We start from the raw sequence: 25,361 nt of genomic DNA on the forward strand, positions 1-25,361 counted from the left end.
TAATAATAGAGAAACTAGACATTGAACTTCTGAAGGCATGACTTATTACATACAGCCACGGTGCCCTTAATCGTAATGTTAATCAACATATCAAGCCTTTATTCCATGTAAAGTTGCTAATTTATTTTATTAAACTAAAGGAAACAATATTATGATGAAACATAAAATATTAACTATAATAATTTGTTCTCTACTCTTTCTATCAGCATGTCAAGAGGAAGATTCAAATTATAAAAAAGATCAATTACCAATGGCTAAATCAGGTGAAGGATATTCACTTGGTTTATATAATGGACAAGAGATAGAACCTAAAAGAACATTTTTAACAAATGAAAGTTCTTTTGAAAAAAATGTAGTGTTTGGTAATATGACCTCAAAGAATAAAGAGTTTGGATTAATTGTATTTGACCACTATGAACAGATTGAATTTGAAGTTGAAGGAAATAAATACAAAACATTCAATTTTTCAGTTAATGCTGATGAGTATAGTAATATTCCGATAGATTTGCATGATTTAGATGTAGGGTTTCATTCTATAAATTATATCATTTTAGAAAGTCCTAATGAAGTAGTAACTGATATTAATAAGATTAATTCAATAAATCAATCGTCAAGAGTATATAATATAAGAGTTAATATATTGAACGGTATATCACATATTCCTGAGAAAGGAAAACATATACAGTCTAATGAAATTATTGAAATAGTAGAGCAAAAAGTCACTGGAATATTTATTAATGAGGTAGGAAAAGACTATAAAATTTTAACTTCAAAAACAATTCAGGATAGTAAAGAAAATGTAGATATAAAAATTATTTATGGCAATCAAGATGACTTTATTTATGATTTTTATTTAGTCGCCTTAAATAATTGGGAACAAATACCAATTCTAGATGACTCTTACTACATATATGATGAGATTAATCCTGGTAAAGAAAAGCATCTCAAAACTAAAATAACAAATCTAAAATATGATGAGAATATATTTCAAGTTTTAATGATACCATCACCATATATAGAACTCCCAGATAGTAACCCATATGTAAAAGCTAACTTGGATTCAAGTTTTAGAGCTTTATTTAAAAAGTAAGAGCGAATTTTATCAAAAATGAATAAAAACTCATATAATTGTTAAAATGTATATAATAATGTAAAGTTTCCTAACACAAAATTCAACATCTTTCTTAAAGTTAGTTAACTGTATTTGAGCAGAGCCCACATCTTATAGAAGGTTCTGCTCATTTTTTTATCTTGTTATTGACGTTAAATCCTTTTGAAAATATACCCACCTTGTTTTCTACCATGAATCGTTTTAGCTGCCCTACCTAACTTTTTTCTAAGCCGTGTGATCAAAACACTAACACTGCCTTCATCTGCTGCATCATTCCATATTAAAGAAATAATCTGTATCTTTGTAATTATTTCTCCCTCATTTTTAATAAAAAGGTTTAATAGCTCATATTCTCTATTGGATAGATTTCTTTTAGAATTTTCCTCTTGAACCCAAAGCTCACGTGTATGAAAATATGTATCATGTCCTAAATATATTAAATCTTCCGTATGACCATTGAGACTTTCCTGATGTTGATTTGTATCTTTAAAAAAGGTGTTGACATTTTTTAGTGGAGAGATGAGGTTGAGAGTAAAAGAATTTTTTAGAAATGTACTTGACGGATCTCTCAATCTGCTAATTGCTTTCGTGCCCTTAATAATCCTAAAACATTCGCTTTCTTTGGAGATTAGGTCAACTTTGACATATCCAGCCGCTGCTTCCAAATATAAATCAATTCCTTCTTCTACTCTTTCTGTCAAGATGTAATAATCTCCTTTGAGTTTAGAATATAGGGCTAATTCAGCTTTTTTAAATGGTGTTACATATGTTATAGATAATAATTTCTCTTCCAATTGGATAAGCTCTTTAATTGGTGATAAGTTTTTCGTTAGTAAATATAGTGTAATTAATTGGTTCACTGCATGCAGTAATGAGTCATCTCCATATTGTGTTAGGTTTTCTTGTAATACTGAAATAGCTAACTGATAATCCCCACTCAATGAGTGTAAGTTTGCTTCAATTAACTTTGCTCTATCCTTCACTTCCGGAAATGAGAACTCCTTATATTGAGAAAAATACTCTTTTGTCTGTTCATAATTACCTAAGCGGTAGTAACTATTGGATAAAGCAACAAAAGTGCTTGCCCGCATTCTAGTATCATGAATCGTTTCATCAAATGCTTTTTTAGCCATCTCTACACTTTCTTTAAATAAACACAAATTGTAAGCATGGACCGATAATTTACAATACATTAAACCCCGCTCTTCACTTGTAAGGAATTCCTCAAAAAACAATATCGCTTTTCCAGATGTATACGTTAAGCGAAGTCTGGTGAAATCATCTCGTTCAATCAGATAGGATTGTAATAAACCTTTAGCGATATAAGGCATGATTCCGTGCCCTCGTGAGAAGTCAATAATGACTTGATAAAGAGCCAGCCTAATAGAAGGTTTCTCAATGGTCGCTGTTCTATCATAAATCTTCTCTACTAATTCTAAGCTATTTTCTACAGGAGATCGTAGGGTTTTCATAGCGACTTTGGTAACGATAGGGAGATTTTCTTCTTGTAGCGTTTCATTAAATATAGAGAATAATACGTCGACTCTATCTTCAACCATATTGTGTGTTCATCTCCTTAATTTATTGAAGGATGGATTGTACATCTCAATAAAATCTTTTAAAAATATATCCACCTTGTTTTCTACCTTGAATCGTTTTAGCAGCTTTACCTAACTTTTTCCTTAATCGTGTGATCAAAACACTAACACTTCCTTCATCTGCTGCATCATTCCATATCAAAGAAATAATCTGTGTTTTTGTAATTATTTCCCCCTCATTTTTAATAAAAAGGTTTAATAGCTCATTTTCTCTATTGGATAGATTCCTTTTAGAATTTCCATCCTGAATCCAAAGCTCACGTGTATGAAAATATGTTTCATGTCCCAAATAAATTAAATCTTTAGAATCACCATTAAGACTTTCTTGATATTGATTTGTGCCTTCAAACAAAGTATTGACATTTTTAAGTGGAGAGATCAGGTTGAGAGTAAAAGAATCTTTTAGAAATGTACTTGACTGATCTCTCAACTTGTTAATCTCTTTCGTACCCCGAATAAATCTAAGACATTCATTTTCTTTGGATATAAAGTCAATCTTGGCGTATCCAGCCGCTGCTTTTATATATGAATTTAAACCTTCTTCTACTCTTTCAGTTAGAATATAATATTTCCCTTTGAGTTTGAAATACTGAGCTAACCTAGCCTTCTTAAATGGTGTAACATATGTAGTAGATAGTAGTTTTTCTTCCAGTTGAATAATCTCTTCAATTGCTGATAGATTATTTGTCTGTAAATAGAGGTTGATTAAATGATTCACAACATGTAGTAAGGTATAATCCCCACATTGTGGCAGGTTCTCGTGGAGTAGAGTAATTGCCAGATAATGATTTCCATTCGCTGAATGTAATCTCGCTTCTGTTAATTTTGCATTGTCCTTCACTTCGGGGAGCGAGAATTCCTTATATTGAATTAAGTATTCTTTTGCTTGTTTATAATTACCTAAGTAATAATGACAATTACATATACCATAAATAGTGTTAGCATGCATTCTATTCTCACTAATTCCTGCATCTAATGCTTTTTTACACATATCTAAGCCCTCTTCGAATAAAGACAAGTAGTAAGCGTGAGCCCCTAATTTATAATACATCACTCCTCGTTCTTCATTCGTAAGGAAATCCTCAAAAAACAAAACACCTTTGCCTGATGTATAAGTAGATCGAAATTTGGTGAAATCATCTCGTTCAATCAGATAGGTTTGTAATAAACCTCTGGCCAGATAAGGCATGATTCCGTGTTCTCGAGAGTAGTCAATAATGACTTGATAGAGTGCTAGCTTAGTAGAAGGTTTTTCAATGGTTGCTATCCTATCGTAAACCTCCTCTACCAATTCTAAGCTATCTTTTACAGGAGATTGAAGGGCTTTCTTAGCAACTTTGGTAATGATGGGGAGACTCTCTTCTTGTAGCATTTCATTAAAAATAGACAATAATACGTCGGCTCTCTCTTCGACCATATCGTGTGATCATCTCCTTGTATGGATTTTTTAGTATGGGGTCAATTTTATGAAGGATGGAGGATTATATATTTCGTTAAAACTTTTTAAAAATATATCCACCTTGTTTTCTACCTTGAATCGTTTTAGCAGCTTTACCTAACTTTTTTCTTAATCGTGTAATCAAAACACTAACACTTCCTTCATCTGCTGCATCATTCCATATTAAAGAAATAATCTGTGTCTTTGTAATGATTTCTCCCTCATTTTTAATAAAAAGGTTTAATAACTCATATTCTCTATTGGATAGATTCCTCTTAGAGTTTCCATTCTGAACCCAAAGCTCACGTGTATGAAAATATGTATCGTGCCCTAAATAGATTAAATCTTCTGAATGACCATTGAGACTTTCATGATGTTGATTTGTATCTTCAAATAAGGGATTGACATTTTTTAGAGGAGAAATAAGGTTGAGAGTAAAGTAATCTTTAATAAATGTATTTGGCTGACTTCCTAACCTGTTAATCACTTTTGTGCCCTGAATAATCCTAAAACATTCGCTTTCTTTGGATATAAGGTCAACTTTGGCATACCTTGTTGCTGCTTCTAATAAATAATTTATACCTTCTTCTACTCTTTCAGTAAGAATATAATATTCCCCTTTGAGTTTGAAAAATTGAGATAATTTAGCTTGTTTAAATGGTGTGACATATGTAATAGATAATATTTCCTCTTCATGTTCAAGAAGTTCTTTTACAGCTGATATTTTTTTTATCTGTAAGTGTAGCGTGATTAGTAACACAATATGCAATAAACAGTCATTTCCACTTTTTATCAGGTTCTCTTGTAGGAGTGAGATAGCTAGATGATGATTTCCATTGGCTGAATGTAGCAGTCCCTCTATTAATTTTGCATTGTTTTTCACTTCTGGGAGCGAAGAATTCTTATATAAAGTTAAGTGTTTTTTTGCCTGTTTAAAATCACCTAAATAGTAATAACTATTACATAAAAAATAGATGGTGTTTGCTTGCATTCTAGTATCACAAATCGTTTCATCCAATGCTTTCCTACCCATTTCTACGCTTTCTTCAAATATAGACAAGTTGTAAGCATGAACCCCCAATTTATAAAACATCAAACCTCGTTCTTCATCCGTAAGGAAATCCCCAAATAATAAAACACCTTTACCTGATGCATATGTAGCTCTAAATTTGGTGAAATCATCTCGTTCAATAAGATAGGATTGTAATAAACCTTTAGCCAGATAAGGCATGATTCCGTGTTCTCGAGAGTAGTCAATAATGACTTGATAGAGGGCTAGCTTAGTAGAAGGTTTTTCAATGGTTGCTATCCTATCATAAACCTTCTCTACCAATGTTAAGCTATCTTCTACAGGAGATTGGAGGGCTTTCATAGTGACTTTGGTAATGATTGGGAGACTTTCTTCTTGTTGCAACTCATTAAAAATAGAGAATAATAAGTCGGCTCTATCTTCGACCATATCGTTCGATCATCTCCTTATGAGGAATTTTAGTGCAATGCCTTTTTTGAATGTTTTTAAAGTAGTATGTTTAATTTAGCCATAATAGTGAATAACAGTTATATTTTAATATAATTTGACTGATTTTTAATAAATTTAATTTTAAAACAAAATAGGATAAAATGAAGGGTTTGTAATTACATTGTTGTCAATATGTTTGCACTATGGTAGTGAAGTATTATTAATTTATTGGGGGATAACAAGATAAAATGATTTCGAAAGGGGGTAGCGAATTTAAAGAAGGAAATGTATAGAAAGAGAGATTTCCGAGATTGGTGAGAAAAAACGAATTTATTCGTAAAAAAAAGAAAATTGAAGAGAAGAGGGAACTCTTCAATTTTCTAATCTTATGATTATATTAATTTTAAATGGTTAGTATAGGACAAAGAAACCATCTGACCTTGACAAGGAGATAGGAATCTGAAAACTTCGATTTAAATAAAAGTATTACAGAAGGATTGGAAAAATGATATTAAAATTACATCAAGATGTTTTTTAGAATAAAAAAAAGAGTACTTCAGAGTACTTCCCCAGATAGACAATAAAAGTAAAAATGAAACTCTCTATGTTATATATTTGACATGAGAGTTTGTTTTTATTGGGAAAATTAACATAATTAGTAAAAAAACATCTGTGTCTTGTCATCACTTTTATTTTAAGAGGAATATAAATGATTTTATTGCAAATTTTCCCCTAAGTCATATAACGTAAATAAGCAGAAACTTCATATCTTACTAAAAGTTCTGCTCAATTATATCTTGTTATTGACGTTAAATCCTTTTGAAAATATACCCACCTTGTTTTCTACCTTGAATAGTTTTAGCAGCTCTGCCTAACTTTTTTCTTAATCGTGTGATCAAAACACTAACACTTCCTTCATCTGCTGCATCATTCCATATCAAAGAAATAATCTGCGTCTTTGTAATTATTTCACCCTCATTTTTAATAAAAAGGTTTAATAACTCATGTTCCCTATTGGATAGATTTCTATTAGTATTCTCATCTTGAATCCAAAGTTCGAGCTTATGAAAATATGTGTTATGTCCTAAATAAATTAAATTTTCTGAATCATGATTGAAAGTTTCCTGATGTTGATTTGTATCTTCAATCAAGGTATTGATATTTTTAAGTGGAGAGATCAGGTTGAGAGTAAAAGAATCTTTAAGAAATGTACTTGTCTGACCTCTCAACCTGTTAATTGCTTTCGTACTCTGAATAATCCTAAAACATTCGCTTTCATTGGAGGTAAGGTCAACTTTGGCATATCCAGCCGCTGCTTCTAAATATAAATCTATACCTTCTTCTACTCTTTCTGTTAAGATATAATAATCTCCTTTGAGTTTAGAGTATTGGGCTAGTTCAGCTTTTTTAAAGGGTGTAAAGTATGTAATAGATATCAGTTTCTTTTCAAATTGGAAAAGCTCTTCAATTGCTGATAGGTTTTTCATCTGCAAGTATAGTGCAATTAAATCATTAACAACATGCAACAAGGCATCATCCCCACATTTTGTAAGGTTATCTTGTAGAAGTGATATAGCCAGATAATGATTACCATTTGCTGAATGAAGCGCCGCCTCAATTAATTTTGGTTTGTCTTTCACTTCTGGGAATGGTAATTCCTTATACAGACCCAAATATTTTTTTGTTTGTTCATAATTGCCTAAGTAGTAGTAACTATTATATATAGCAACAAAAGTGTTCGCCCGCATTTTAGTATCACAGATGGTTTCATCTAATGCTTTCCTACCCAGTTCTACGCTCTCTTCAAACAAATGCAAGTAGTAAGCGTGAACCCCTAATTTATAATACATTTGACCCCGCTCTTCACTCGTAAGGAATTCCTCATAAAACAAAATACCTTTACCCAATGTATATGTCGAACGAAGTTTGGTAAAATCATCCCGCTCAATCAGATAGGCTTGCAATAAACCTTTAGCGAGATAAGGCATGATTCCGTGTTCTCGTGAGTAGTCAATAATGACTTGATAAAGAGCTAGCCTAATAGAAGGTTCTTCAATGGCTGTTATCCTATCATAAATCTTTTCTACCAATTCTAAGTTATCTTCTACAGGAGATTGAAGAGCTTTCATAGCGACTTTTGTAATGATAGGGAGACTCTCTTCTTGTAGCATCTCATTAAAAATAGAGAATAAAACGTCGGCTCTATCTTCGATCATATCGTGTGATCATCTCCTCATATAATGAATTTTTAGTATGGAGTCGGTTATATAAAGAAAAGTAAAATATTATATTTAAATGTTATTTTATAGGTAATTTTATCACTTGATACAGGCTAATTCAATGTACACTTACAAGCTTAAGAATCCTCCTCCAATCATGAATCTAATTTTAACTCTTAAGTTGACAGATATGTAATATTTAATCAACTTACTTTAGAAGGTTTTGTTCTCATCATCATCCATAACCAACCCAAACTAAGGAATCCAAACAGAGGGTATAAAGTGGATAATAAGGTGCTGAATCCAATCTGACTAATAAAATAACCAAGAATTAGTATGGATATGATAATGGCTTGATGATGTAGAGAAGTTCTTTGTTTGATTTGTAGTGTTAATCCGTAGATGTTTGCAATAAAAGTGGTGAAGACCTCAGCGTAGATAACGAGCAAAAATAAAAACTGGATGGCTCTTCCTAAATCAACGATGAGCATTCCCATTGGGATTTGAAATTGAGTAATACCTGGCATCTGAGCCGATAAGGCAAAATGTCCTGCAAGCAGCATTAAACCAATGCCTATACCTCCCAAGATACCTCCCCAATACACTACTTTTTTATCTCTTATCTTTGATCCTATAGGAACTAAAACCGCTTGTGCAAGTGATAAATTAAAGCCAATATATAAAAAGGGTGAGAGCCATACCCTTAACATATTTGGTTCTGTTGTTCGATAGATCCAGTTCCCTGCATTAGGGGATTGAATCGTTGTAAAAATAATGATCATCGTGAATAATAAAATTAATGGCACAACAATAGAATTTACAATTAAGATGGCGTTAATTCCTTTCAAAAGTACAAAATAGGCGAGAAGAATGGTAAAAAATAAACCTATTTGATAGGAAATATGGAAATGTTCATGAAATATAGAACCACCTCCAGCTAACATGACCGAGGTAATAGCAAACAAAATAACTAACATTAAAAAACTAATCCACCTACCTAAACGTTCACCAAATAACAATTTATTGAGATCTTCATATGACTCAGCACCTATATCATGAGCAAATATCATGATTTTTGTACCTAGCCAAACAAACATGATACTTGTGATTAAAATAGTTAGTGTAGCAATGGAACCAAATTGGGTGAAAAAGGTTAATATTTCTTGTCCTGTCGCAAAGCCTGCACCAACAATAGTTCCCATATAAGTGAAGGCAATCTGAATGATTTTTTTATATTGTTCCATTTAAACTGTTCCCGCCTCTCGTACAACCTGTATAATAGTAATTGTTCAAAAAGTTCAGTTTTAAGCAATTTTTTGAACAACATTTAATATAATTAATCTTATGTGTACAAGTAGTATAATAGAAGCATATGATAGGATATTATGTATCGAAAGGAAGCGAATGAATGCAACCGATTTATATAGTATTAACAAATACGGGCACGATGTTTACAAAGGCGATTAAGTCAGTTACAAATGCACCTTATAATCATGCTTCACTTTCTTTGGATATGAATCTAAAAAAAGTATATAGTTTTGGAAGAAAGCAACCTGACAACCCGTTTTATGGTGGTTTTATCCAAGAGGATTTTATAAAAGGTACCTTCAGTTGGTATCCAGAAACAACTTGTGCCATATACAAATTAAGTTTAAATGACAATGACTATAAAAAACTGGTAAGATACATTTCTATGTTCGAAAAAAATAGCGAAAAATATTATTATAATTTAATTGGATTATTTGGAATTCCATTTAATAAATCGTTAGATGTACCAGGTGCTTATTTCTGTTCTCAATTTGTATCGGAAATATTGAAACGAAGCGGTGTTGATTTATTTAAGAAAAAAAGCGCTTTGGTTACCCCAGATGATTTCAGAGATGTGGAGCAATTGGAATTAATTTTTGAAGGGCAAATATACGATTATCCTCACTTAAAAGGATGGATTAACTACAATCCAAAACGTTATAAAAACTTCCCTTTTCGAAAATATGTGAAACAGCAGCTCAGATCTGAACAAAGAAAATACTATTTTCGAGATGGTTTTGTCAAACCGAAAAAAATTCTAATGGAACAACAAATGAGAAAAATGAAAAATATCACAGAGATGTTTGACGATTTTAAATAAAATGAATGGAATATGATAAAATGGTGTAAAACATCAGTAGAATTGAATTTATGGAGGGTTCGATATGGATTATTTAAAACAACGAATCATAAGTGAAGGTCAAATTGTTTCTAATCAAGTATTAAATCTAGACTCTATTTTAAATCATCAAGTTGATCCTAAATTAATTCAACAATTAGGTGGAGAGTTTGCAGCAAGATTTAAGGATCAAGGGATAACAAAAGTATTAACCATCGAATCCTCAGGAATATCCATTGCATATGCAACTGCTTTAGAACTGGAAGTACCCTTAATTTTTGCTCGTAGAAAAAAAACATTAATGACAGATCATTTTTATTGTGAGCGTGTTCCGTCCTTTACAAAGGGAATAGTGACAGATATCGTAGTTTCAAGTGAATTTGTACAATCAGAAGATCGAATTTTAATTGTTGATGATATTATTGCCAATGGTGATGCATTGAAGGGACTTATAAACATTATTCATCGATCTGGTGCACATCTTGTAGGCGCAGGAATAGTTATTGAAAAAGCTTTCCAAAAAGGTGCTAAAGATATTCGAGAAAAGGATATACGAGTGGAATCATTGGTGAAAATTATCTCTTTAGAAAATGGGGATATTGGCTTTGAGTAAGTTTGAATAACCTCTCTAAATGAAGAATTTTCATTTTTTTACACCTTTCCTATCTCACTTTTTTCATTTATAATAATGGTAAGATAATGAGAGGAGGCAAAACGTTATGGGGAAAGATAATGATTTGTTAGCGTATTTTGTGAAAAAGTTATTAGGGGCTAAAACACATTTTGAGCGTGCTCTTGACTGTAAACATACTGAGTTTGATGATTTGTATCCCTATATGATTGAACATCCTCAATTTTTCTGGTATAAAAGATACGTTGCTTGGTCAGAATTATTGACAATTGTAAGTCTTTGCGAAGACCTATCATTTGACTGGAAAAGCCATTTTACAAAACAACAGGTTCAGTACATTGAAGAACGCGTAATGTCAAGTAAAGTACTAGATGACTGGTTCGAGAAAAACGATTCTAAGAAGCACGTTGGTTAAACACATTTCAAAAAAGATGAACTCAATAAATAAATATGTTGATAAAGAAGGTCTAAAATGAATCCATTTAGACCTTTTTTTAAAAAATAAGATATGTTATTTTAGAAATTTAGGAGCGGCGAAGTATGATTAATGATGAAAGATTAAATGAATATCGTGTAAGTGGCATTTTAATAAGAGTCATTCGTGACAATGATGAAAAAAATGATGTCAAAGGAAATGTTGTCGCATGGGACTCTGAGGTTGTGATGATACGTAAACGGAATAGAAAGATGGTTAAACTGTCACGAGAATATATTTATCAGCCTTATGAAAATGAAAGAGTGTCCCTAGAGCCATAAAACACTTAAACAGGATCATGGTCATCTTTTTCCCATTTTCTAGAATATGCTTTATTGGTTACGTAAATTAATAATAATGTCATGATAATCGTCATAATGATAGCTAAGATCATAGTACCTACCAAATGAATAACCTCCTTTAGCAAAAGTGGTATACACTCAATAGTACTAAATGTAAAGATAAAAAAATAGTTTCACATACCATTTTGTGTGTCTTTTTTTCGAAATTTATCCCCTAAATATATTCCTTAAAAAAAAATAAAAAAAATTTAACACAAACGACAATTTTCTCCATTTTTCTACATGCGATTTATTATATAATAGATTCAGTCACTTTTTGAGAATAGGAGTAGAATGATAGATGCATGAAAAACAATTAAATAAAAAAATTGAAGAATTACGACAACAACTTACTGTTTTAATCAAAAATAAGGGAGATTTTGTAGACGATCATGTCATTGCGGTTAGCCAACAGTTGGATACATTTATCATCCAATTACAAACGATAAAGAAATTAAAAAAATCGATTCCAAACAATCATCAATCAGCTTGAATAAATTATTTTTCTCCATTTTTGGGTACAATAATAATAAATCAAATGGTAACCAACCTGAAAGGAGAAAATGAAATGGCAAAAAACTCTGGTGAAGATTTATTAAAGGAAATCACTGAGAAAGTGGTAAGATATATGAACACACCAAAGGAGCTTCGGAACAAAAATCAAGAAGAACAGCACAAAGAAGCTTGGAAAACAAAATGGTTTGGTATGCTTCCTATTGCAATGGACATGCTATTTAAAAGAACTGCCCATAAGGATAAAGGGACATAAAATGTATATATCTTACCCCATTCTGGTCTAAGGCAATGTAAAGTTGTCCTTCATTCCACTGATGATACCCAATAACTGCTAAAGGCATTCTTACTGCCTGTTCGAACAGTTTTTCGGTATATGTTACTTCCTCTTCATTAAGTAATGTTTTTTGAAAATCTTCGTAACTATTTACAAGTTGTGGATCATTAGAAACCCATTTTAGTTTTTCAAACGGATCAAAGATTTCTTTTTCTAAACTATGTTGTATATAAGATGTTGTACCTGCATATAAAGTATAGTTTATTTCTCTTGGTGTTTTATTGATAGAATCAGAATCAATAGGATAGATTTCACCTGATTTTGCATCGATATAAAAAGTATAAGGTTCGATACTCACTTTCCATACTGCTTCAAGTGCATTTGGATATATACGCTCAACAAACTGTTCAATTTCTAGATCTTTTATTTCTGGAATGTTTAAATCTTTAAGGTAAGTGACATCAAATGTCGTTTGTAATGTGTTTAAACTAAATAATGGATATTCTCCAGCACCATATTCAACTAATTTATAGTTTCCTTTTGAGTCTGCTCCAACGACAAGATAACCAATTTCCTGTTTTGTTTTTTTACTTAATAAAATGATCAAACGGTTATGAGTACCCGGTCCTAATGCATAACTTTTCCAAGATGCGTATTCCCATTCATGGAATCCTTCCTGTAATTTTAAAGTTTTTATCCAGTTGTTGATATTTTGTTCAAAAGTTTCTTGAGGTTTTACATTTGGAGTCGTTGTTGCGTAACTGACCATTGAGTGATTAATGTTAATCACAAAACATAATAGTAAAACAAGAATCATAAATAATCGAATAGATTTTAACATCGTTTCACCAGCCATTTATATATTTTAAAATGCTTGTCCATTTATTTTATAAAATTAAAGCAAAAAAGTTTGTAACTCTATGTCTGTTTAATATGCACTTTTTTTATGTTTTTTTGTAAGAAAACAATAGATCATAAAGAATGATTTATTGATCATCAGACAAAAGAGAAAAAAAACCGCAGTTGATGACGGATACTTGTATTTTAGGTTCGTATTGCCATCTAACTTCCTGTAAACGATTTTCAAATAAATCCTTTACCTCCTGTTTATCTTCTTCCTCGGCAGCTGCTATTAAATCTGAATAATAAGTTTGTATTCTTAAAATTTCTTCATTTAGTCTATCGTGTGCTTCTATCGCCCACTTTTGATCAACATGTTTTACTTTTTGGATGATATATTTTTGTAGTTCAGAAACTGCTCTCTCTAAAGAAATTGTAGGTCTAACATGGGTGTTTGGAGGCATTTTTGCTGTTAAGTTTATTTGCAAGGTGGTGTCATGAAAATTAGTTTTGATTTCCCCAGTTGATAAACAAATACCAAGAGAATGAATTTCGGATCGTTTTAGATCACTTGTGAACTCTACTTTGAAATTAACTCCTAACCAAGACATATAAGCAGTTGATTCCGAAACGGAGGTTTCATTTGGAACTTCATATAGGTTTACATATTTACCGTTTTGCTGTACAACTTGGAACAATTGCTCTAATTTTAAACTCCCAAAAGTCATATCCTGTTGAATGGTTCTTTGTGTTCCAGCAAAAGGTGAGATACCTAAAAATCGCCCAAGAATAGTATCTGAATTCGTGTTATTTTCTTTTTCTTGAAGTTTATTTTTTGTTTTGGCTTGCTCATACTTTTCCATATCAAAAACAAATGTTAATCTCATTGTTTCTGGAGGAGCTCCTGTTCGTTCTACAAAATTCCAATAATAATGTCGATTAGTCAGCTCTCTATCTGCTTGAGGAGATAGCTGAGCAACGACATGATCAGATCCCTTTTCAATGATATGACATTGTTTGGATTCTAAATACCGCATAACATATTGGTCTATTTGTTCTTTATTCATGGGTTCACCTCAGTTTCAGGTTGGTCTATGATTTGATGATTGTAAATTTCACTTTTTACTTTGGTAAAAGAATCCCCTAAGTCGTTTAACTTAGTGCGCATTTCACTTTCATTTTGTGATTCTAATATGATTTTATATAAATTCTTTTCTATAGAGGATTTTTTCTCTAAACGTTCTAATATGAGATCAAGTCCTCCGATGACAGATTCAAATAGGTTTATTTTTTCATGTAATAAGTGTAAAATATGCTCTTCAATGGTTCCTTCTGTAGATAAATTGTAAATATGCACATCATTTTTTTGACCAAGTCTATGCACTCTTCCGATTCTTTGCTCAACACGCATTGGGTTCCATGGTAAATCATAATTAATGACGTGATTGCAAAATTGGAGATTGATGCCTTCTCCTCCTGCTTCTGTGGCGACCATAACCTGAGCTCTTTTACGAAATAAATCCATCATCCAATCTTTTTTTCCACGATTCATTCCGCCTCGATATGGAACAGAAATGATTTGATGTTCTTTTAGAAAGCTTAATAAATATTCTTGAGTAGCCCGATATTCTGTAAAAATAATGACTTTATCATTAATTTTTTGAATAAGTTCAAGACTATTTTTCGCTTTCGTATGACTTTTTACTTTTTTGATTTTATCTACAAGCTCCCAAATCATTGCACGTACTGGTGAGTCTTCGCTTGTTTTTTTGAATAAATTAACAAGGGTAAGGAAAACCGCATCTCTACTGCTGCATACCTCACGTTGTAATGTGATTAAAGAGAATAAATGACTTATTCCACCTTCTTTATCTTCTGCTCTTTTTCTAACGAAATCAGTGACCGATTGATATAAATCGTATTCTTCATCGGAAAGAGTAAGAGAGATATTTTTGACATTTCTCTTTGTAAGATCGAGATAACCATCACTTCTTCGATTACGAATCATAACGTTAGATAACTCATCACGCAGCTGTATTTCGTTTTTTGGTATTCTTTTATCTACAACATAGTTAGTTTTAAACTGACTATCACCTCCTAATTGACCTGGTTTTAAAATTGTGATTAGGTTGTATAATTCCTTAAGGTCATTTTGGATAGGGGTTGCTGTAAGTAATAAGCAATATTTTTTCCTTACCGAATTAATAAACTGATAGTTTGTTGTTTTTTTGTTTTTTAATTTGTGTGCCTCATCAACGATTAACATGTCATATTCCTTATCCAAAACGATATCTCGATGGGGATTACGTTTAGCAGTGTCTACTGAAGCAACAATAATATCATATTGATCCCACATGTAAGCTTTTTTTTGTGCAACCGCAGGAATATTAAATTTTTGATTTAATTCTCTAACCCATTGCAATACTAGGGATGCAGGAACTAGAATGAGGACTTTTTTGACAAGTTGTCGGATCATGTACTCTTTTAAAATCAAACCTGCTTCGATCGTTTTGCCAAGTCCAACTTCATCAGCTAAAATTGCTCTACCTCTCATTCCAGTTAGCACTTTTTTGGCAGTTGAAATTTGATGAGGCATAGGTTCTACATTTGAGAGTTGATTCAGACTTTGTAATTCATCAAAATCGGTAACTAACTTAGTATTCTCTGATTCATATGCAAGTTGATATAAAGTCCAATCGTCCCAAGGACCGTTAGATTCAAAACGATTTTCTATATCCTCTACCCAAGATTGGTCAAAATGAATCTGAAGGTGTTCATTTAATGTATGAATGTGTTTCGTTTGACTCTTTGAATTCAAATTGCGCACCCTCCTAGAATTAATACTTTTTAACATGACTCTCAATGTAATATGAGCTGTGATTACATTTAACAGTAATACAGTGTCACAGAGTTTTCTTAGTATGCACCAATTCAAAGACTTTCATAACTATTTTTGAGTTTTTGAGTTTGATATAATAAAAAAATACCGACAAAAGTGATGTGATGTATGTAGATAGGACTGGAGACAAATCTTAAAATGAAATTTTAGTGTTTTTATATAAGAGAGGATCATGAATATGAAAAACAAATGGCGTTTTATTCAATCAGATGTTTATTCTTCAGCAGAGAACATGGCAATAGATGAGGCAATTTTACTTGCTCACAGTGAAGGGAAAGTTCCTCCCACATTAAGATTTTATGGGTGGGATCCGGCGACTTTGTCAATAGGTTATTTTCAGAAGTCAGAGGAAATAGATTTTGATGCAGTAAAAGAAAACGGAATTGGTTTTGTACGACGTCAAACTGGGGGAAGAGCTGTTTTACATGATCAAGAATTAACCTATAGTATGATCGTATCAGAAGATTATCCTGGTCTGCCGAAAACAGTGAATGAGGCTTATCGAGTACTAAGTCAAGGTTTATTGTTTGGTTTTAAATCACTTGATTTAAAGGCTGAAATGGTGAATTTAGCTACAGAAGAGGAAAATCAAAAGTATGAGGCTGCAAGTTCCTCAGCTTGTTTTGATTCCCCTTCATGGTATGAGCTTGTTGTTGAGGGACGTAAAATCGCTGGCAGTGCTCAAACTAGACAAAAGGGTGTAGTATTACAACATGGATCTATTTTGTTAGAATTGGATATTGATTTAATATTTGATTTATTGAGATATTCTAATCCTAAAATAAAGGAGCGGTTAAAACAATCCTTTGCAAAAAAAGCAGTGGCGATTAACGATTTAAGACGTGATCTCTCATTAGAGCCAGTAAGTCTTTCAGAAGTAGATGCTGCTTTTAAAAAGGGGATCGCTAAAGGGTTGGGGATTGAACTTGAAGATAGCCCATTAACTCCATATGAGTTGGAGCTTGTTGATCGATTGGTGAAAGAGAAATATGGGAATGCAGAGTGGAATTTTAGAAGATAATGGTTAAGACGAATGGATAATAAATAACATTCATTCGTCTATTATTTATTCAAATTTCAGGTGTATATTTATTTTTTTCTACCTGTTTATCTAAAAAAGACTTAATTTTCAAAAAATTCTGAAAAATAAAAAAGGTAATCTCCACATTGATAGAGGGAAATTATAAACTTGAAAAAAATGTTATAGAAACATGAATTGCTCAACTAAGAGCATACTCATCAACTAGTCAGCTTTTTATGGTTTAATAGATCATTTTTCATAACATACACGACTAATTGGATTCTATTACACAAATCTAACTTTTTTAGGATTTTTGAAATTGCATTTTTCACAGTACCTTCAGATACATAGAGGTTTTTTGCAATCTCTTTGTTTTCCATACCTTTAATAATATGTTTAATAATGCTTAGCTCTCTATCTGTCAAATTTACATCAACTAATTTAGGAGGGGAGTTATAGTCACTATTTATATATTGGAGCTGGTGCATCAGTTGAATCGATGATTTTTTATACATTACACTAAGACCCATTGCAGCACTTTTGATAGCCATAATTAATTCGTCTGAATTCGTTTCCTTCAGCATATATCCATTTGCACCATGAATGAAAGCATTGATTATATTTGAATTGTTCGTATTTTCAGTTAGAATAATAACTTGAGTTGACTCGAACTTTGTTTTTATGTTTTGTATGGCTTCCATGACATTAAAATCAGACGTTATGTCATTCATTAATACTACATTAGGATGGTATTGTTCGCACAAATTCATCATTTCATCTTTATTAGAAGCTAATGCGATTACTTCTATCTCATGATCTCTTTCCAATATATGTTTTATTCCTTCTATGATGATTTTCTGATTTTCTGATGCAGTTATCATCACTTTAATCACTAAACCACCTCAAAATTGGATTTATCAATGTGGGGATTACAAAAAAATTCATAATATTTATAATATTTATTATAAATATACAAATTTTTATTTCAATATATAAATTGTATTAATTTAGTGAGGATAAAATTCTAAGGAAAATTTTCAAACTGATGAAAGTTATTATCAACCAGCTACAAACTTTTCGTAAAGTTTTTGCAGCTCTCTAGTGATTTCTCCAGGTTTACCATTTGAAACTATTTGTTGATCTATGCTGATGATGGGAGTAATTTCAACTGTAGTCCCAGTAATAAATACTTCATCAGCGCTTTTTAATTGATTCAAATCAAAAGACTGTTCTTTAATGATAAATCCTGCTTCAGTCGCTAACTTGAGGACTACGGCTCTAGTTACTCCGTTTAAGATAAGGTGATTAACTGGATGCGTATGTATTTCTCCATTTTTCACAATCATGATGTTGGAGGCACTGCATTCAGTAATGATGCCATCTCGATGAAATATAGTTTCGTCCACATTATGTTTCACTGCATTTTGTTTGGCAAGTGTATTAGGAAGTAAATTTAATGATTTAATATCACATCTTAACCAACGAATGTCTTCTTGGGTGATGGCCTTAATTCCTGATTGCATTTTGTCTAAAGGTCTCTTTACCTCGTTGCAATAAGCTAATACCACTGGTTTCATGTTTTCAGGGATTATGTGAGAGCGTGGGGCGATTCCTCTAGTAATTTGAAGATATAGTGTACCTTCCTGTACAAATGACTTTTGGATTAATTGTAAAAGTTTATCATCAATTTCTTCCATCGTGTAAGGAAGTGTGATTTGGATCTCTTCACAGCTTCTTTTTAAACGTTGTAAGTGTTTTTCTGTTTCAAACAGTTGTCCATTGTATATGCGGAAGACTTCATAAACACCATCACCAAAATAATATCCCCTATCTTCATGTGAAATGTGTACATCCTTTTTATCTAGAAATAAATCATTATATAAAAGCATAAATGCACCTCTTTTTTATGATTGAATATATGTATTTGATGATGTTCAATTGATCCTTTTTTAACAAATCAAACAGTTGAGTCAGTTATGCCCAAACTGGATATATAAATTTAAGCTTATCAAAATGGAAAAGTTATTGTCAAAATGTTTTTTATGGATATAAAATAGGGGAATAATGTCGAATAATATAAGTACTATTTTTTTAAAAAAAGATAGATAGAAAGAGAAAATAGAAGAAAAAAGGACAAAAACTCGTTATATTTATCCGATTTGGGTGGTCAAAAAGTAGTAACACAACATATAGTGTTGTATAATGGTATTCGCACACAATATGTTGTGCTTTTTGAAGGGATGCAAGTTCTGAATTTATCAAATTTTTACCTTCAAATAAGTTACATATCCCATTATTTCAACTAGCTACTAAGAAAAAGATACAGTATATAAATAAATAATTGATTAATTTATAAGACTTATTTCGATTTATTTCTGTATTTTTTAGACATTCAAATATTTGTTTTATCTTATTTTCAGGGAGGTTGTTTTTTTGGAAACAATAGAAGTCAAACGTTTAGAAGGTTTAAGTGAAAAAATATTTTTGGATCGTTATGCGATGAAGGATGCAGATACCAATCATACTAAGGTTGGAGATACAGTATTAACGCTTGTGAAAGATGATCCTAAATTCCCTACGAAAGAAGTAGGAGAAGTGATCCATAGAGACGGAGAGAATATTCAAGTTAAACTTCGTAGTGGTGAGGTTGTTGATTCAACTATTCATAAATTAACACTTACAGTGGAAAAAACACCTAATGAAATGTGGGATCGATTGGCAAAAGCTATGGCTTCTGCTGAAGCTACTCCTGAAAAACAAAAGGAATGGACTGAAAAGTTTAAATATATTTTAGATGATTGGAAGCTTGTACCAGGTGGACGTATTGCTGCAGGTGCAGGAGCAAGTGATGAGTTAACTTTGTTTAACTGTTATGTAATTCCCTCTCCACATGATAGCAGAGGCGGAATCATGGAAACTTTAACCGAAATGACAGAAATCATGTCTCGTGGTGGTGGAGTAGGGATCAATTTATCTTCACTACGTCCGCGCCGTGCAGTTGTAAAAGGAGTTAATGGTTCATCTAGTGGAGCGGTTTCTTGGGGTGGCTTATTCAGTTATACAACAGGATTAATTGAACAGGGAGGCAGCCGAAGAGGTGCTTTAATGTTAATGATTAACGACTGGCATCCAGATCTTGTTGATTTTATTACGGTAAAACAAAAGATGGGTGAGATCACAAATGCTAACCTATCTGTTTGTTTAAGTAATGGTTTTATGAAAGCAGTAAAAGAAGATTTAGATTGGGATTTAGTTTTTCCTGATACGGATGATCCAGAGTATGACGAGTTATGGAAAGGTGACTTAACTGAATGGAAAAACCTAGGTAAAAAAGTTATTCTTCATAAAACGGTAAAAGCTCGTGAAGTGTGGCATACAATCATTGAATCTGCTTGGAAATCAGCAGAGCCAGGCGTTGTGTTTATGGAACATTATAATGATATGTCAAATAGCTGGTATTTTAATCAGATTATTTGTACAAATCCATGTGGTGAACAAGGTTTACCAGCATGGGGTGTATGTAACTTATCTGCAGTGAACTTATCCAAGTTTTATGATGAGGAAAATGATGATGTGAATTGGGATGAACTTGGCAAAGTTGTCCGTTATTCCACTCGTTTTCTGGATAATGTCATTGATACAACTCCTTATCATTTTGAAGAAAATGAACAGAACCAGAAGGGCGAACGTCGTGTTGGTTTAGGCACAATGGGATTAGCGGAATTGATGATTAAACTAAAAATTCGTTATGGAAGCCCAGAATCGCTTGAATTTTTAGACAAAATATATGGATTTATGGCAAAGGAAGCCTACCTTGCATCCTCTGAAATAGCTGGGGAAAAAGGGTCATTTACGCATTTTATTGAAGATAAGTTTTTACAAAGTGGATTTATGAAAGATATGGTTGATGCTTTTCCTGAAGTAGGAGAGTCCATAAAAGAGAATGGAATGCGTAACGTAACTGTAATTACACAAGCACCAACTGGAAGTACAGGAACAATGGTAGGAACATCCACTGGAATTGAACCTTATTTTGCCTTTGAATATTATCGACAAAGCCGTTTAGGTTATGACAAGCAGCTTGTACCCATTGCACAGGAGTATCAAGATCAAAATCCAGGTCAACCTTTACCGGATTATTATATTACATCCATGCAAATGTCAGCTGATGATCATATTCGTGTACAAGCGGCGATTCAAAAATGGGTAGATAGTTCCATTTCAAAAACTGCGAACTGTTCAGCAGATTTCACGGTTGAAGAAACGAAAAAGTTATATGAATATGCATTTGATCTGGGTTGTAAAGGAGTTACGATTTATAGAGATGGAAGTCGTGACGTACAAGTGCTTTCAACTACAGATAAGGACGATAACGAAGAGGAAATCGATGAAGTAGCTGCAGCTGAAGATAGTACAGAGAAAATCGAAGCAAAATCTTCTGAAGACTTAGGTCAAATAAAGGAATCATTAAAAGTAAATATAGATGCAAAAACAGAACAAGTATTTGATAAACAATATATTAAACGCCCACAAGTATTAAAAGGTTCAACTTATAAATTTAATACACCTTTTGGAATGGCTTATATCACTATCAATGATATCAATGGTGTTGCAGGTGAGATCTTTATGAATGTTGGGAAAGCAGGTTCTGATGTATTTGCCATGTCAGAGGCATTAGGAAGAGTATGTTCCTTATTCCTTCGTTACGGTGATCACGGTAATAAAGAGCAACTATTAATCAAACATTTAAAAGGAATTGGTGGTTCAGGTGCGATTGGATTTGGGGCTAATCGTGTAGAATCCATTGCAGATGCTGTTGCTAAAGCACTGGAGATCCACATCGAAGAAGCTAAAGAAACTGCATCAGTGATGGAAAATAACGAAAATGCAGCTTCTATAGAAGTTGAAACAGTGGAGACTGTTGCTGAATCTATGGATAATGATGTATCAGTTATTGAATCCAAAGATTTATGTCCTTCCTGTGGATCGGCAAGTTTGGTGAACTCAGAAGGATGTAAAAACTGTGCGAGCTGTGGGTATAGTCGCTGTAACTAATAAATGAATAAATAAAAAGTATTAATCATTTGAAGAGGCGTTTCAACTTTGTTGAGACACCTCTTTTTTGACATATTTAATAATTTTTTTGTTTATTTATATTAGAGGGAAAAAATTTATTTCAGAGATTATGATGTCTTAAACAGCTGATAGGACAGGGACTTTCAAACAAAGATATTAGTAAAAGACTTTTCATTGCCTTAGACACTGTTAAAGGACATAATCGAAGAATATTTGATAAACTCCAGGTTAGAAGGCGCACTGAGGCAGTAGCTAAAGCGCGTGAGATGGGTTTGCTGTAAGTCTTTTAAAATGGAACTTAATCGTCGAGTAAAAACGAGTTTCCATTATCTCCTTCAGCTCAGTCCAGTTCGTATATCGCTAATAGAGCAGCTTACACCTTTATTGGAAAAACAACACTAAAGTGTCTATAGGTTTATAAAGAATAGATGTAAAATAGTTACAGTCTTAAATGAAACTGCTTTAAATAACTGAGAGCAAGCATCATCGATATTAAAAAAAGAGTAAGGGGAATGAAATTATTGTTAATGAATCCCGGAAGGTTTGCAGGTGTTTTATATTTAACATTATTATTAGTGGTATATTTGTGGAGATGTTTGTAAGGATTGCCTCAGTGGATAAAGGTGATGCTACAGAATAGATATGAATAGAAGTAGAATAACTTGAGAAAGAGAAAAAGAGTGTAGTGGAAAGATTAATGAAGTGTAAGAAGTAGTTGATGAGTGGTTATGATAAATTAAGGAGGAGATATTATGAAAGCGATTATATGTTCAAAATACGGACCACCTGAAGTCCTTCAACTTAACGAAGTGGAAAAACCCATTCCCAAAAACAATGAAGTACTTATAAAAATACACACAACTGCAGTAACTGCAAGTGATTGTGTAATCCGGGGCTTTAAAATGCCTGGCAATCCTAGTTTCCCAAAAAAGCAAATAATGGAACTAATGATGAGGTTATTTATAGGTTTCTCAAAACCGAGAAATCCTATTATTGGACTGGTATTATCCGGAGTCGTTGAATCAGTAGGCAAAGATATTAAGGGATTTAAAAAAGGTGACCAAGTTTATGGATTTACAGGTAATAGCCGTGGAGCATATGCTGAGTACAAATGTGTATCCGCGAAAGAAGCTGCCCAAGGGGAGCTGGCGATAAAACCGAACAATATGACCCATAAAGAAGCTGCAGCAGTAGTTTATGGCGGAGTTCTGGCAATGCATTTCATGAAAGACGGAGATATTCAAAGTGGACAAAAAGTGCTTATTTATGGAGCTTCGGGTGCAATAGGAACTAATGCGATACAACTCGCAAAGCATTTTGGTGCTGAAGTCACTGCACTATGCAGCTCATCAAATATAGAATTGGTTAAATCTCTGGGGGCTGATATAGTGATAGATTACACTAAAGAGGATTCTATAAACCAATTAGAACTTTATGATTTTATCCTTGATGCTGTTGGAAAAAACAAAAGCTCGAAACTAAAAATACAATGTAAAAAAGCACTTAGTCAAAATGGGCAATACGTGTCAGTAGATGATAGACTTCTAAAGGTACATCCTCAATATCTACTTAAACTCAACGAGCTAATTGAAGCAGGACATGTTAAGGCTGTCATAGACAGGAATTATCCCTTAGAAGAGATAGTTGAAGCTCATAAATACGTAGACAAAGGTCACAAAAAGGGAAATGTAGTAATAACTGTATAATATTCAGTTCATAAGAATAACGAACGCACAACAATGTGTATAATCCATAAGGGTTTTGGAGTTTTCTAATGTTATCACCCGAATCATACTCCTGCTAAACAATTTCCCTAAACTGTTGATTTAAATTTAAGACACTTTGTAATTTCACTGATTAATTATTACATTAAATTTTCCACAAGTGTTGTGATTATTTAAGAACAGGCGCGCTTCTTGAAGGGTGCTTTTTAATATGAAAGAAAGAGTGGTAGATTTTGATGATTAGAGGATATCACGGTTAAAAAAGATATTTAGATAAAGAGGTTTTTCTTTGTAGTTTAACAATGCATTTAAGTATAAATATGTAAATGAAAACGCTCATGGGCGTTTTTTTGTTTTTTCGGCTTTTCGCTTTCAACCATAAATGCTGAATCTTTCATAACAATGTCGTTCTACCTGAAGGGAGCTCCACATTGGATGATTTTCGGATGACATCGCATTAATGACGGGTATAGAAGCATGTGTTGATAATTCCTCCATTTTAATACCCTCAGCCCAATTTTGGATATATTGAATAACATCACTTAACTTTTCCCTCTTATCAAGAGTTTCTGGAGGAAATAGTATACATTCTCCCCCCAAAGTTTTTATACCTTGTTCAAAAGTAATTCTAGACCTGATACTTGATTCAGGAAAAAATAAAATGAAGGTTTTTCCAGATAAAAGCTGATTTACATTCTCGTTTCTTAATTCATCGGTTAATCTAAAAATTTCAGTTATTTGAACTGAAGATAAATCAGTAAAGTCCAGTAGATTCAATGGTTTCACTTCCTTCAATATTGATAAATATGTATTTATTATATATTAAATTTTTATCTCATAGTGTTTCATAAACTCATCAACGATTTTAAATGAAGTCACAGAAGAGGCAAAAAAAGAATTCAAAAGAAGTTATTACATCATAAAATAAGAAAGCGACCAAGTCATTCTAAAATATGGCTTGGTTTTTATTTTGGAGGTTATTCTATGGAAATTTTTTTAACTGTGATATTAACGTTACTTCTTTATAGTCCAGTTATTATAAGGATTAACAAGAGAATGTCATCAATTGAAGATGAAATGAATGAAATATAATCAAAATTAAAAGATTTGAAAATGAGAAACCACAGAAAAAAGAGGTATGGTTGATATATTTGCAGTACCTAAGGTGAAATTACCTTCCTTTCTTTCGATATATTATCTATGATATACTTTATCATTTAGGGGGATCTCATGAAGAAGATAGAGAAAATAGATGAAATGATTGCATTTGAAGTTGAATCGTCCAACTTTAATAGTTGTAGCAAAAAAACAACTAAATACAAAAAAACACCTATGTTAATAGATAGTGTAAAACTATTTTGTAATTCCCACTCTCATAGCTTTAATAATAGGAGGTAGACAAAATGGATATAAGGTATATAAAATATGTTCATCCCAAAGAAAAATATTACAAGTCACGAGAAGAAAAGGTAGAAGACGGTTCAAAGTTGAACGTTCTTTCTCATCCTGAATTTTGGGACATTAGGTTTGATAGTCACTGGACATTTTGCTTCCCATCCAACATTAGATTACCTATTCAAGGTTGGAAGATTC

At 32.4% G+C, this 25,361-nt stretch carries 22 protein-coding genes and 1 pseudogene; 12 read left to right on the forward strand and 11 right to left on the reverse strand.

Going from position 1 to position 25,361, the window contains the following annotated elements:
• Positions 1-151 precede the first annotated feature (151 nt).
• The gene (locus EPK97_RS16990) at positions 152-1,090 is read left to right on the forward strand and encodes a hypothetical protein (protein WP_162037818.1); all 939 of its coding nucleotides are present in this window, start codon (positions 152-154) and stop codon (positions 1,088-1,090) included.
• A 173-nt stretch (positions 1,091-1,263) separates the two neighbouring features.
• On the opposite strand, the gene EPK97_RS16995 is transcribed toward EPK97_RS16990, so the two are convergent.
• The 5 genes from EPK97_RS16995 to EPK97_RS17015 form a co-directional block, all read right to left on the reverse strand.
• Entirely contained in the window at positions 1,264-2,670 is a 1,407-nt protein-coding gene (locus EPK97_RS16995) for a winged helix-turn-helix domain-containing protein (RefSeq protein ID WP_162037819.1), read from the reverse strand.
• Between the two features lie 46 nt (positions 2,671-2,716).
• Positions 2,717-4,126: a winged helix-turn-helix domain-containing protein gene (locus tag EPK97_RS17000; RefSeq protein WP_162037820.1), complete on the reverse strand. Its 1,410-nt coding sequence runs from the start codon at positions 4,124-4,126 to the stop codon at positions 2,717-2,719.
• A gap of 76 nt (positions 4,127-4,202) precedes the next feature.
• Complete coding sequence (locus tag EPK97_RS17005) at positions 4,203-5,606, reverse strand: winged helix-turn-helix domain-containing protein (RefSeq protein WP_162037821.1); 1,404 nt, start codon at positions 5,604-5,606, stop codon at positions 4,203-4,205.
• Positions 5,607-6,415: 809 nt separating this feature from the next.
• The gene (locus tag EPK97_RS17010) at positions 6,416-7,822 is read right to left on the reverse strand and encodes a helix-turn-helix domain-containing protein (protein ID WP_162037822.1); all 1,407 of its coding nucleotides are present in this window, start codon (positions 7,820-7,822) and stop codon (positions 6,416-6,418) included.
• A 206-nt stretch (positions 7,823-8,028) separates the two neighbouring features.
• The gene (locus EPK97_RS17015) at positions 8,029-9,069 is read right to left on the reverse strand and encodes a YkvI family membrane protein (RefSeq protein WP_162037823.1); all 1,041 of its coding nucleotides are present in this window, start codon (positions 9,067-9,069) and stop codon (positions 8,029-8,031) included.
• A 164-nt stretch (positions 9,070-9,233) separates the two neighbouring features.
• Between EPK97_RS17015 and EPK97_RS17020 the strand changes: the two genes are divergently transcribed.
• The 6 genes from EPK97_RS17020 (at position 9,234) to EPK97_RS17045 (ending at position 12,187) form a co-directional block, all read left to right on the forward strand.
• Entirely contained in the window at positions 9,234-9,953 is a 720-nt protein-coding gene (locus EPK97_RS17020) for a hypothetical protein (protein ID WP_338075727.1), read from the forward strand.
• A gap of 64 nt (positions 9,954-10,017) precedes the next feature.
• Entirely contained in the window at positions 10,018-10,584 is a 567-nt protein-coding gene (locus tag EPK97_RS17025; RefSeq protein ID WP_162037824.1) for a xanthine phosphoribosyltransferase, read from the forward strand.
• Between the two features lie 106 nt (positions 10,585-10,690).
• Positions 10,691-11,017, forward strand: a complete 327-nt coding sequence (locus tag EPK97_RS17030) for a hypothetical protein (protein WP_162037825.1) — start codon at positions 10,691-10,693, stop codon at positions 11,015-11,017.
• A gap of 125 nt (positions 11,018-11,142) precedes the next feature.
• Positions 11,143-11,358 carry a hypothetical protein gene (locus tag EPK97_RS17035; protein WP_162037826.1) on the forward strand — a complete coding sequence of 72 codons (216 nt, stop codon included), beginning with the start codon at positions 11,143-11,145 and terminating at the stop codon, positions 11,356-11,358.
• Positions 11,359-11,719: 361 nt separating this feature from the next.
• Positions 11,720-11,911 (forward strand): aspartyl-phosphate phosphatase Spo0E family protein, encoded by a 192-nt coding sequence (locus tag EPK97_RS17040; RefSeq protein ID WP_162037827.1) that lies wholly within the window; start codon positions 11,720-11,722, stop codon positions 11,909-11,911.
• Between the two features lie 75 nt (positions 11,912-11,986).
• On the forward strand, positions 11,987-12,187 hold the full coding sequence (locus EPK97_RS17045; RefSeq protein ID WP_162037828.1) for a YqzE family protein: 201 nt from the start codon (positions 11,987-11,989) through the stop codon (positions 12,185-12,187).
• Here EPK97_RS17045 and EPK97_RS17050 read toward each other — a convergent pair.
• From EPK97_RS17050 to EPK97_RS17060, 3 genes are all read right to left on the reverse strand, one after another.
• Positions 12,153-13,049, reverse strand: coding sequence for a hypothetical protein (locus tag EPK97_RS17050; RefSeq protein ID WP_162037829.1), 897 nt, complete (start codon positions 13,047-13,049; stop codon positions 12,153-12,155). The genes EPK97_RS17045 and EPK97_RS17050 overlap by 35 nt on opposite strands.
• 145 nt (positions 13,050-13,194) lie before the next feature.
• On the reverse strand, positions 13,195-14,115 hold the full coding sequence (locus tag EPK97_RS17055) for a YqhG family protein (RefSeq protein ID WP_162037830.1): 921 nt from the start codon (positions 14,113-14,115) through the stop codon (positions 13,195-13,197).
• Positions 14,112-15,902, reverse strand: coding sequence for a DEAD/DEAH box helicase (locus tag EPK97_RS17060; RefSeq protein ID WP_162037831.1), 1,791 nt, complete (start codon positions 15,900-15,902; stop codon positions 14,112-14,114). The genes EPK97_RS17055 and EPK97_RS17060 overlap by 4 nt, the downstream gene beginning before the upstream one ends.
• Positions 15,903-16,125: 223 nt before the next feature.
• Between EPK97_RS17060 and EPK97_RS17065 the strand changes: the two genes are divergently transcribed.
• Positions 16,126-16,968: a lipoate--protein ligase family protein gene (locus EPK97_RS17065; protein ID WP_420826803.1), complete on the forward strand. Its 843-nt coding sequence runs from the start codon at positions 16,126-16,128 to the stop codon at positions 16,966-16,968.
• Positions 16,969-17,186: 218 nt separating this feature from the next.
• Here EPK97_RS17065 and EPK97_RS17070 read toward each other — a convergent pair whose 3' ends face one another.
• Both EPK97_RS17070 and dat read right to left on the reverse strand, forming a co-directional pair.
• A complete protein-coding gene (locus EPK97_RS17070) occupies positions 17,187-17,861 on the reverse strand; it encodes a LuxR C-terminal-related transcriptional regulator (RefSeq protein WP_162037833.1) in 675 nt (224 codons plus the stop codon).
• A gap of 165 nt (positions 17,862-18,026) precedes the next feature.
• Positions 18,027-18,857, reverse strand: a complete 831-nt coding sequence (gene dat, locus EPK97_RS17075; protein WP_162037834.1) for a D-amino-acid transaminase — start codon at positions 18,855-18,857, stop codon at positions 18,027-18,029.
• Between the two features lie 610 nt (positions 18,858-19,467).
• Between dat and EPK97_RS17080 the strand changes: the two genes are divergently transcribed.
• The 3 genes and pseudogenes from EPK97_RS17080 to EPK97_RS17090 all read left to right on the forward strand — a co-directional run bounded on the left by EPK97_RS17080 (position 19,468) and on the right by EPK97_RS17090 (position 23,750).
• A complete protein-coding gene (locus EPK97_RS17080; RefSeq protein WP_420826805.1) occupies positions 19,468-22,023 on the forward strand; it encodes an adenosylcobalamin-dependent ribonucleoside-diphosphate reductase in 2,556 nt (851 codons plus the stop codon).
• Between the two features lie 143 nt (positions 22,024-22,166).
• Positions 22,167-22,325: pseudogene (locus EPK97_RS17085) on the forward strand (response regulator transcription factor); the annotation flags it as partial.
• A gap of 471 nt (positions 22,326-22,796) precedes the next feature.
• Positions 22,797-23,750, forward strand: coding sequence for an NAD(P)-dependent alcohol dehydrogenase (locus EPK97_RS17090; protein ID WP_162037836.1), 954 nt, complete (start codon positions 22,797-22,799; stop codon positions 23,748-23,750).
• Between the two features lie 390 nt (positions 23,751-24,140).
• On the opposite strand, the gene EPK97_RS17095 is transcribed toward EPK97_RS17090, so the two are convergent.
• The gene (locus tag EPK97_RS17095; RefSeq protein ID WP_162037837.1) at positions 24,141-24,545 is read right to left on the reverse strand and encodes a hypothetical protein; all 405 of its coding nucleotides are present in this window, start codon (positions 24,543-24,545) and stop codon (positions 24,141-24,143) included.
• A 626-nt stretch (positions 24,546-25,171) separates the two neighbouring features.
• Here EPK97_RS17095 and EPK97_RS17100 point away from each other — a divergent pair.
• Positions 25,172-25,361, forward strand: a 190-nt coding sequence (locus tag EPK97_RS17100; RefSeq protein WP_162037838.1) for a hypothetical protein, incomplete at its 3' end; no start/stop codon positions are given.

The sequence above is a fragment of the Chengkuizengella sediminis genome (genome assembly GCF_010078385.1).
GTDB classification, from domain to species: Bacteria; Bacillota; Bacilli; order Paenibacillales; family KCTC-33759; genus Chengkuizengella; species Chengkuizengella sediminis.

Excerpts from the sequence above, each read along its gene's own strand:
- EPK97_RS17065 (WP_420826803.1), top strand. The coding sequence starts at position 16,126 with ATGAAAAACAAATGGCGTTTTATTCAATCAGATGTTTATTCTTCAGCA.
- EPK97_RS17040 (WP_162037827.1), top strand. The coding sequence starts at position 11,720 with ATGCATGAAAAACAATTAAATAAAAAAATTGAAGAATTACGACAACAA.
- EPK97_RS17060 (WP_162037831.1), bottom strand. The coding sequence starts at position 15,902 with ATGTTAAAAAGTATTAATTCTAGGAGGGTGCGCAATTTGAATTCAAAG.
- EPK97_RS17050 (WP_162037829.1), bottom strand. The coding sequence starts at position 13,049 with ATGTTAAAATCTATTCGATTATTTATGATTCTTGTTTTACTATTATGT.
- EPK97_RS17005 (WP_162037821.1), bottom strand. The coding sequence starts at position 5,606 with ATGGTCGAAGATAGAGCCGACTTATTATTCTCTATTTTTAATGAGTTG.
- EPK97_RS17035 (WP_162037826.1), top strand. The coding sequence starts at position 11,143 with ATGATTAATGATGAAAGATTAAATGAATATCGTGTAAGTGGCATTTTA.
- EPK97_RS17090 (WP_162037836.1), top strand. The coding sequence starts at position 22,797 with ATGAAAGCGATTATATGTTCAAAATACGGACCACCTGAAGTCCTTCAA.
- EPK97_RS17020 (WP_338075727.1), top strand. The coding sequence starts at position 9,234 with ATGCAACCGATTTATATAGTATTAACAAATACGGGCACGATGTTTACA.
- EPK97_RS17015 (WP_162037823.1), bottom strand. The coding sequence starts at position 9,069 with ATGGAACAATATAAAAAAATCATTCAGATTGCCTTCACTTATATGGGA.
- EPK97_RS17045 (WP_162037828.1), top strand. The coding sequence starts at position 11,987 with ATGGCAAAAAACTCTGGTGAAGATTTATTAAAGGAAATCACTGAGAAA.
- EPK97_RS16995 (WP_162037819.1), bottom strand. The coding sequence starts at position 2,670 with ATGGTTGAAGATAGAGTCGACGTATTATTCTCTATATTTAATGAAACG.
- EPK97_RS17030 (WP_162037825.1), top strand. The coding sequence starts at position 10,691 with ATGGGGAAAGATAATGATTTGTTAGCGTATTTTGTGAAAAAGTTATTA.
- EPK97_RS17000 (WP_162037820.1), bottom strand. The coding sequence starts at position 4,126 with ATGGTCGAAGAGAGAGCCGACGTATTATTGTCTATTTTTAATGAAATG.
- dat (WP_162037834.1), bottom strand. The coding sequence starts at position 18,857 with ATGCTTTTATATAATGATTTATTTCTAGATAAAAAGGATGTACACATT.
- EPK97_RS17080 (WP_420826805.1), top strand. The coding sequence starts at position 19,468 with ATGAAGGATGCAGATACCAATCATACTAAGGTTGGAGATACAGTATTA.
- EPK97_RS17025 (WP_162037824.1), top strand. The coding sequence starts at position 10,018 with ATGGATTATTTAAAACAACGAATCATAAGTGAAGGTCAAATTGTTTCT.
- EPK97_RS17055 (WP_162037830.1), bottom strand. The coding sequence starts at position 14,115 with ATGAATAAAGAACAAATAGACCAATATGTTATGCGGTATTTAGAATCC.
- EPK97_RS16990 (WP_162037818.1), top strand. The coding sequence starts at position 152 with ATGATGAAACATAAAATATTAACTATAATAATTTGTTCTCTACTCTTT.
- EPK97_RS17010 (WP_162037822.1), bottom strand. The coding sequence starts at position 7,822 with ATGATCGAAGATAGAGCCGACGTTTTATTCTCTATTTTTAATGAGATG.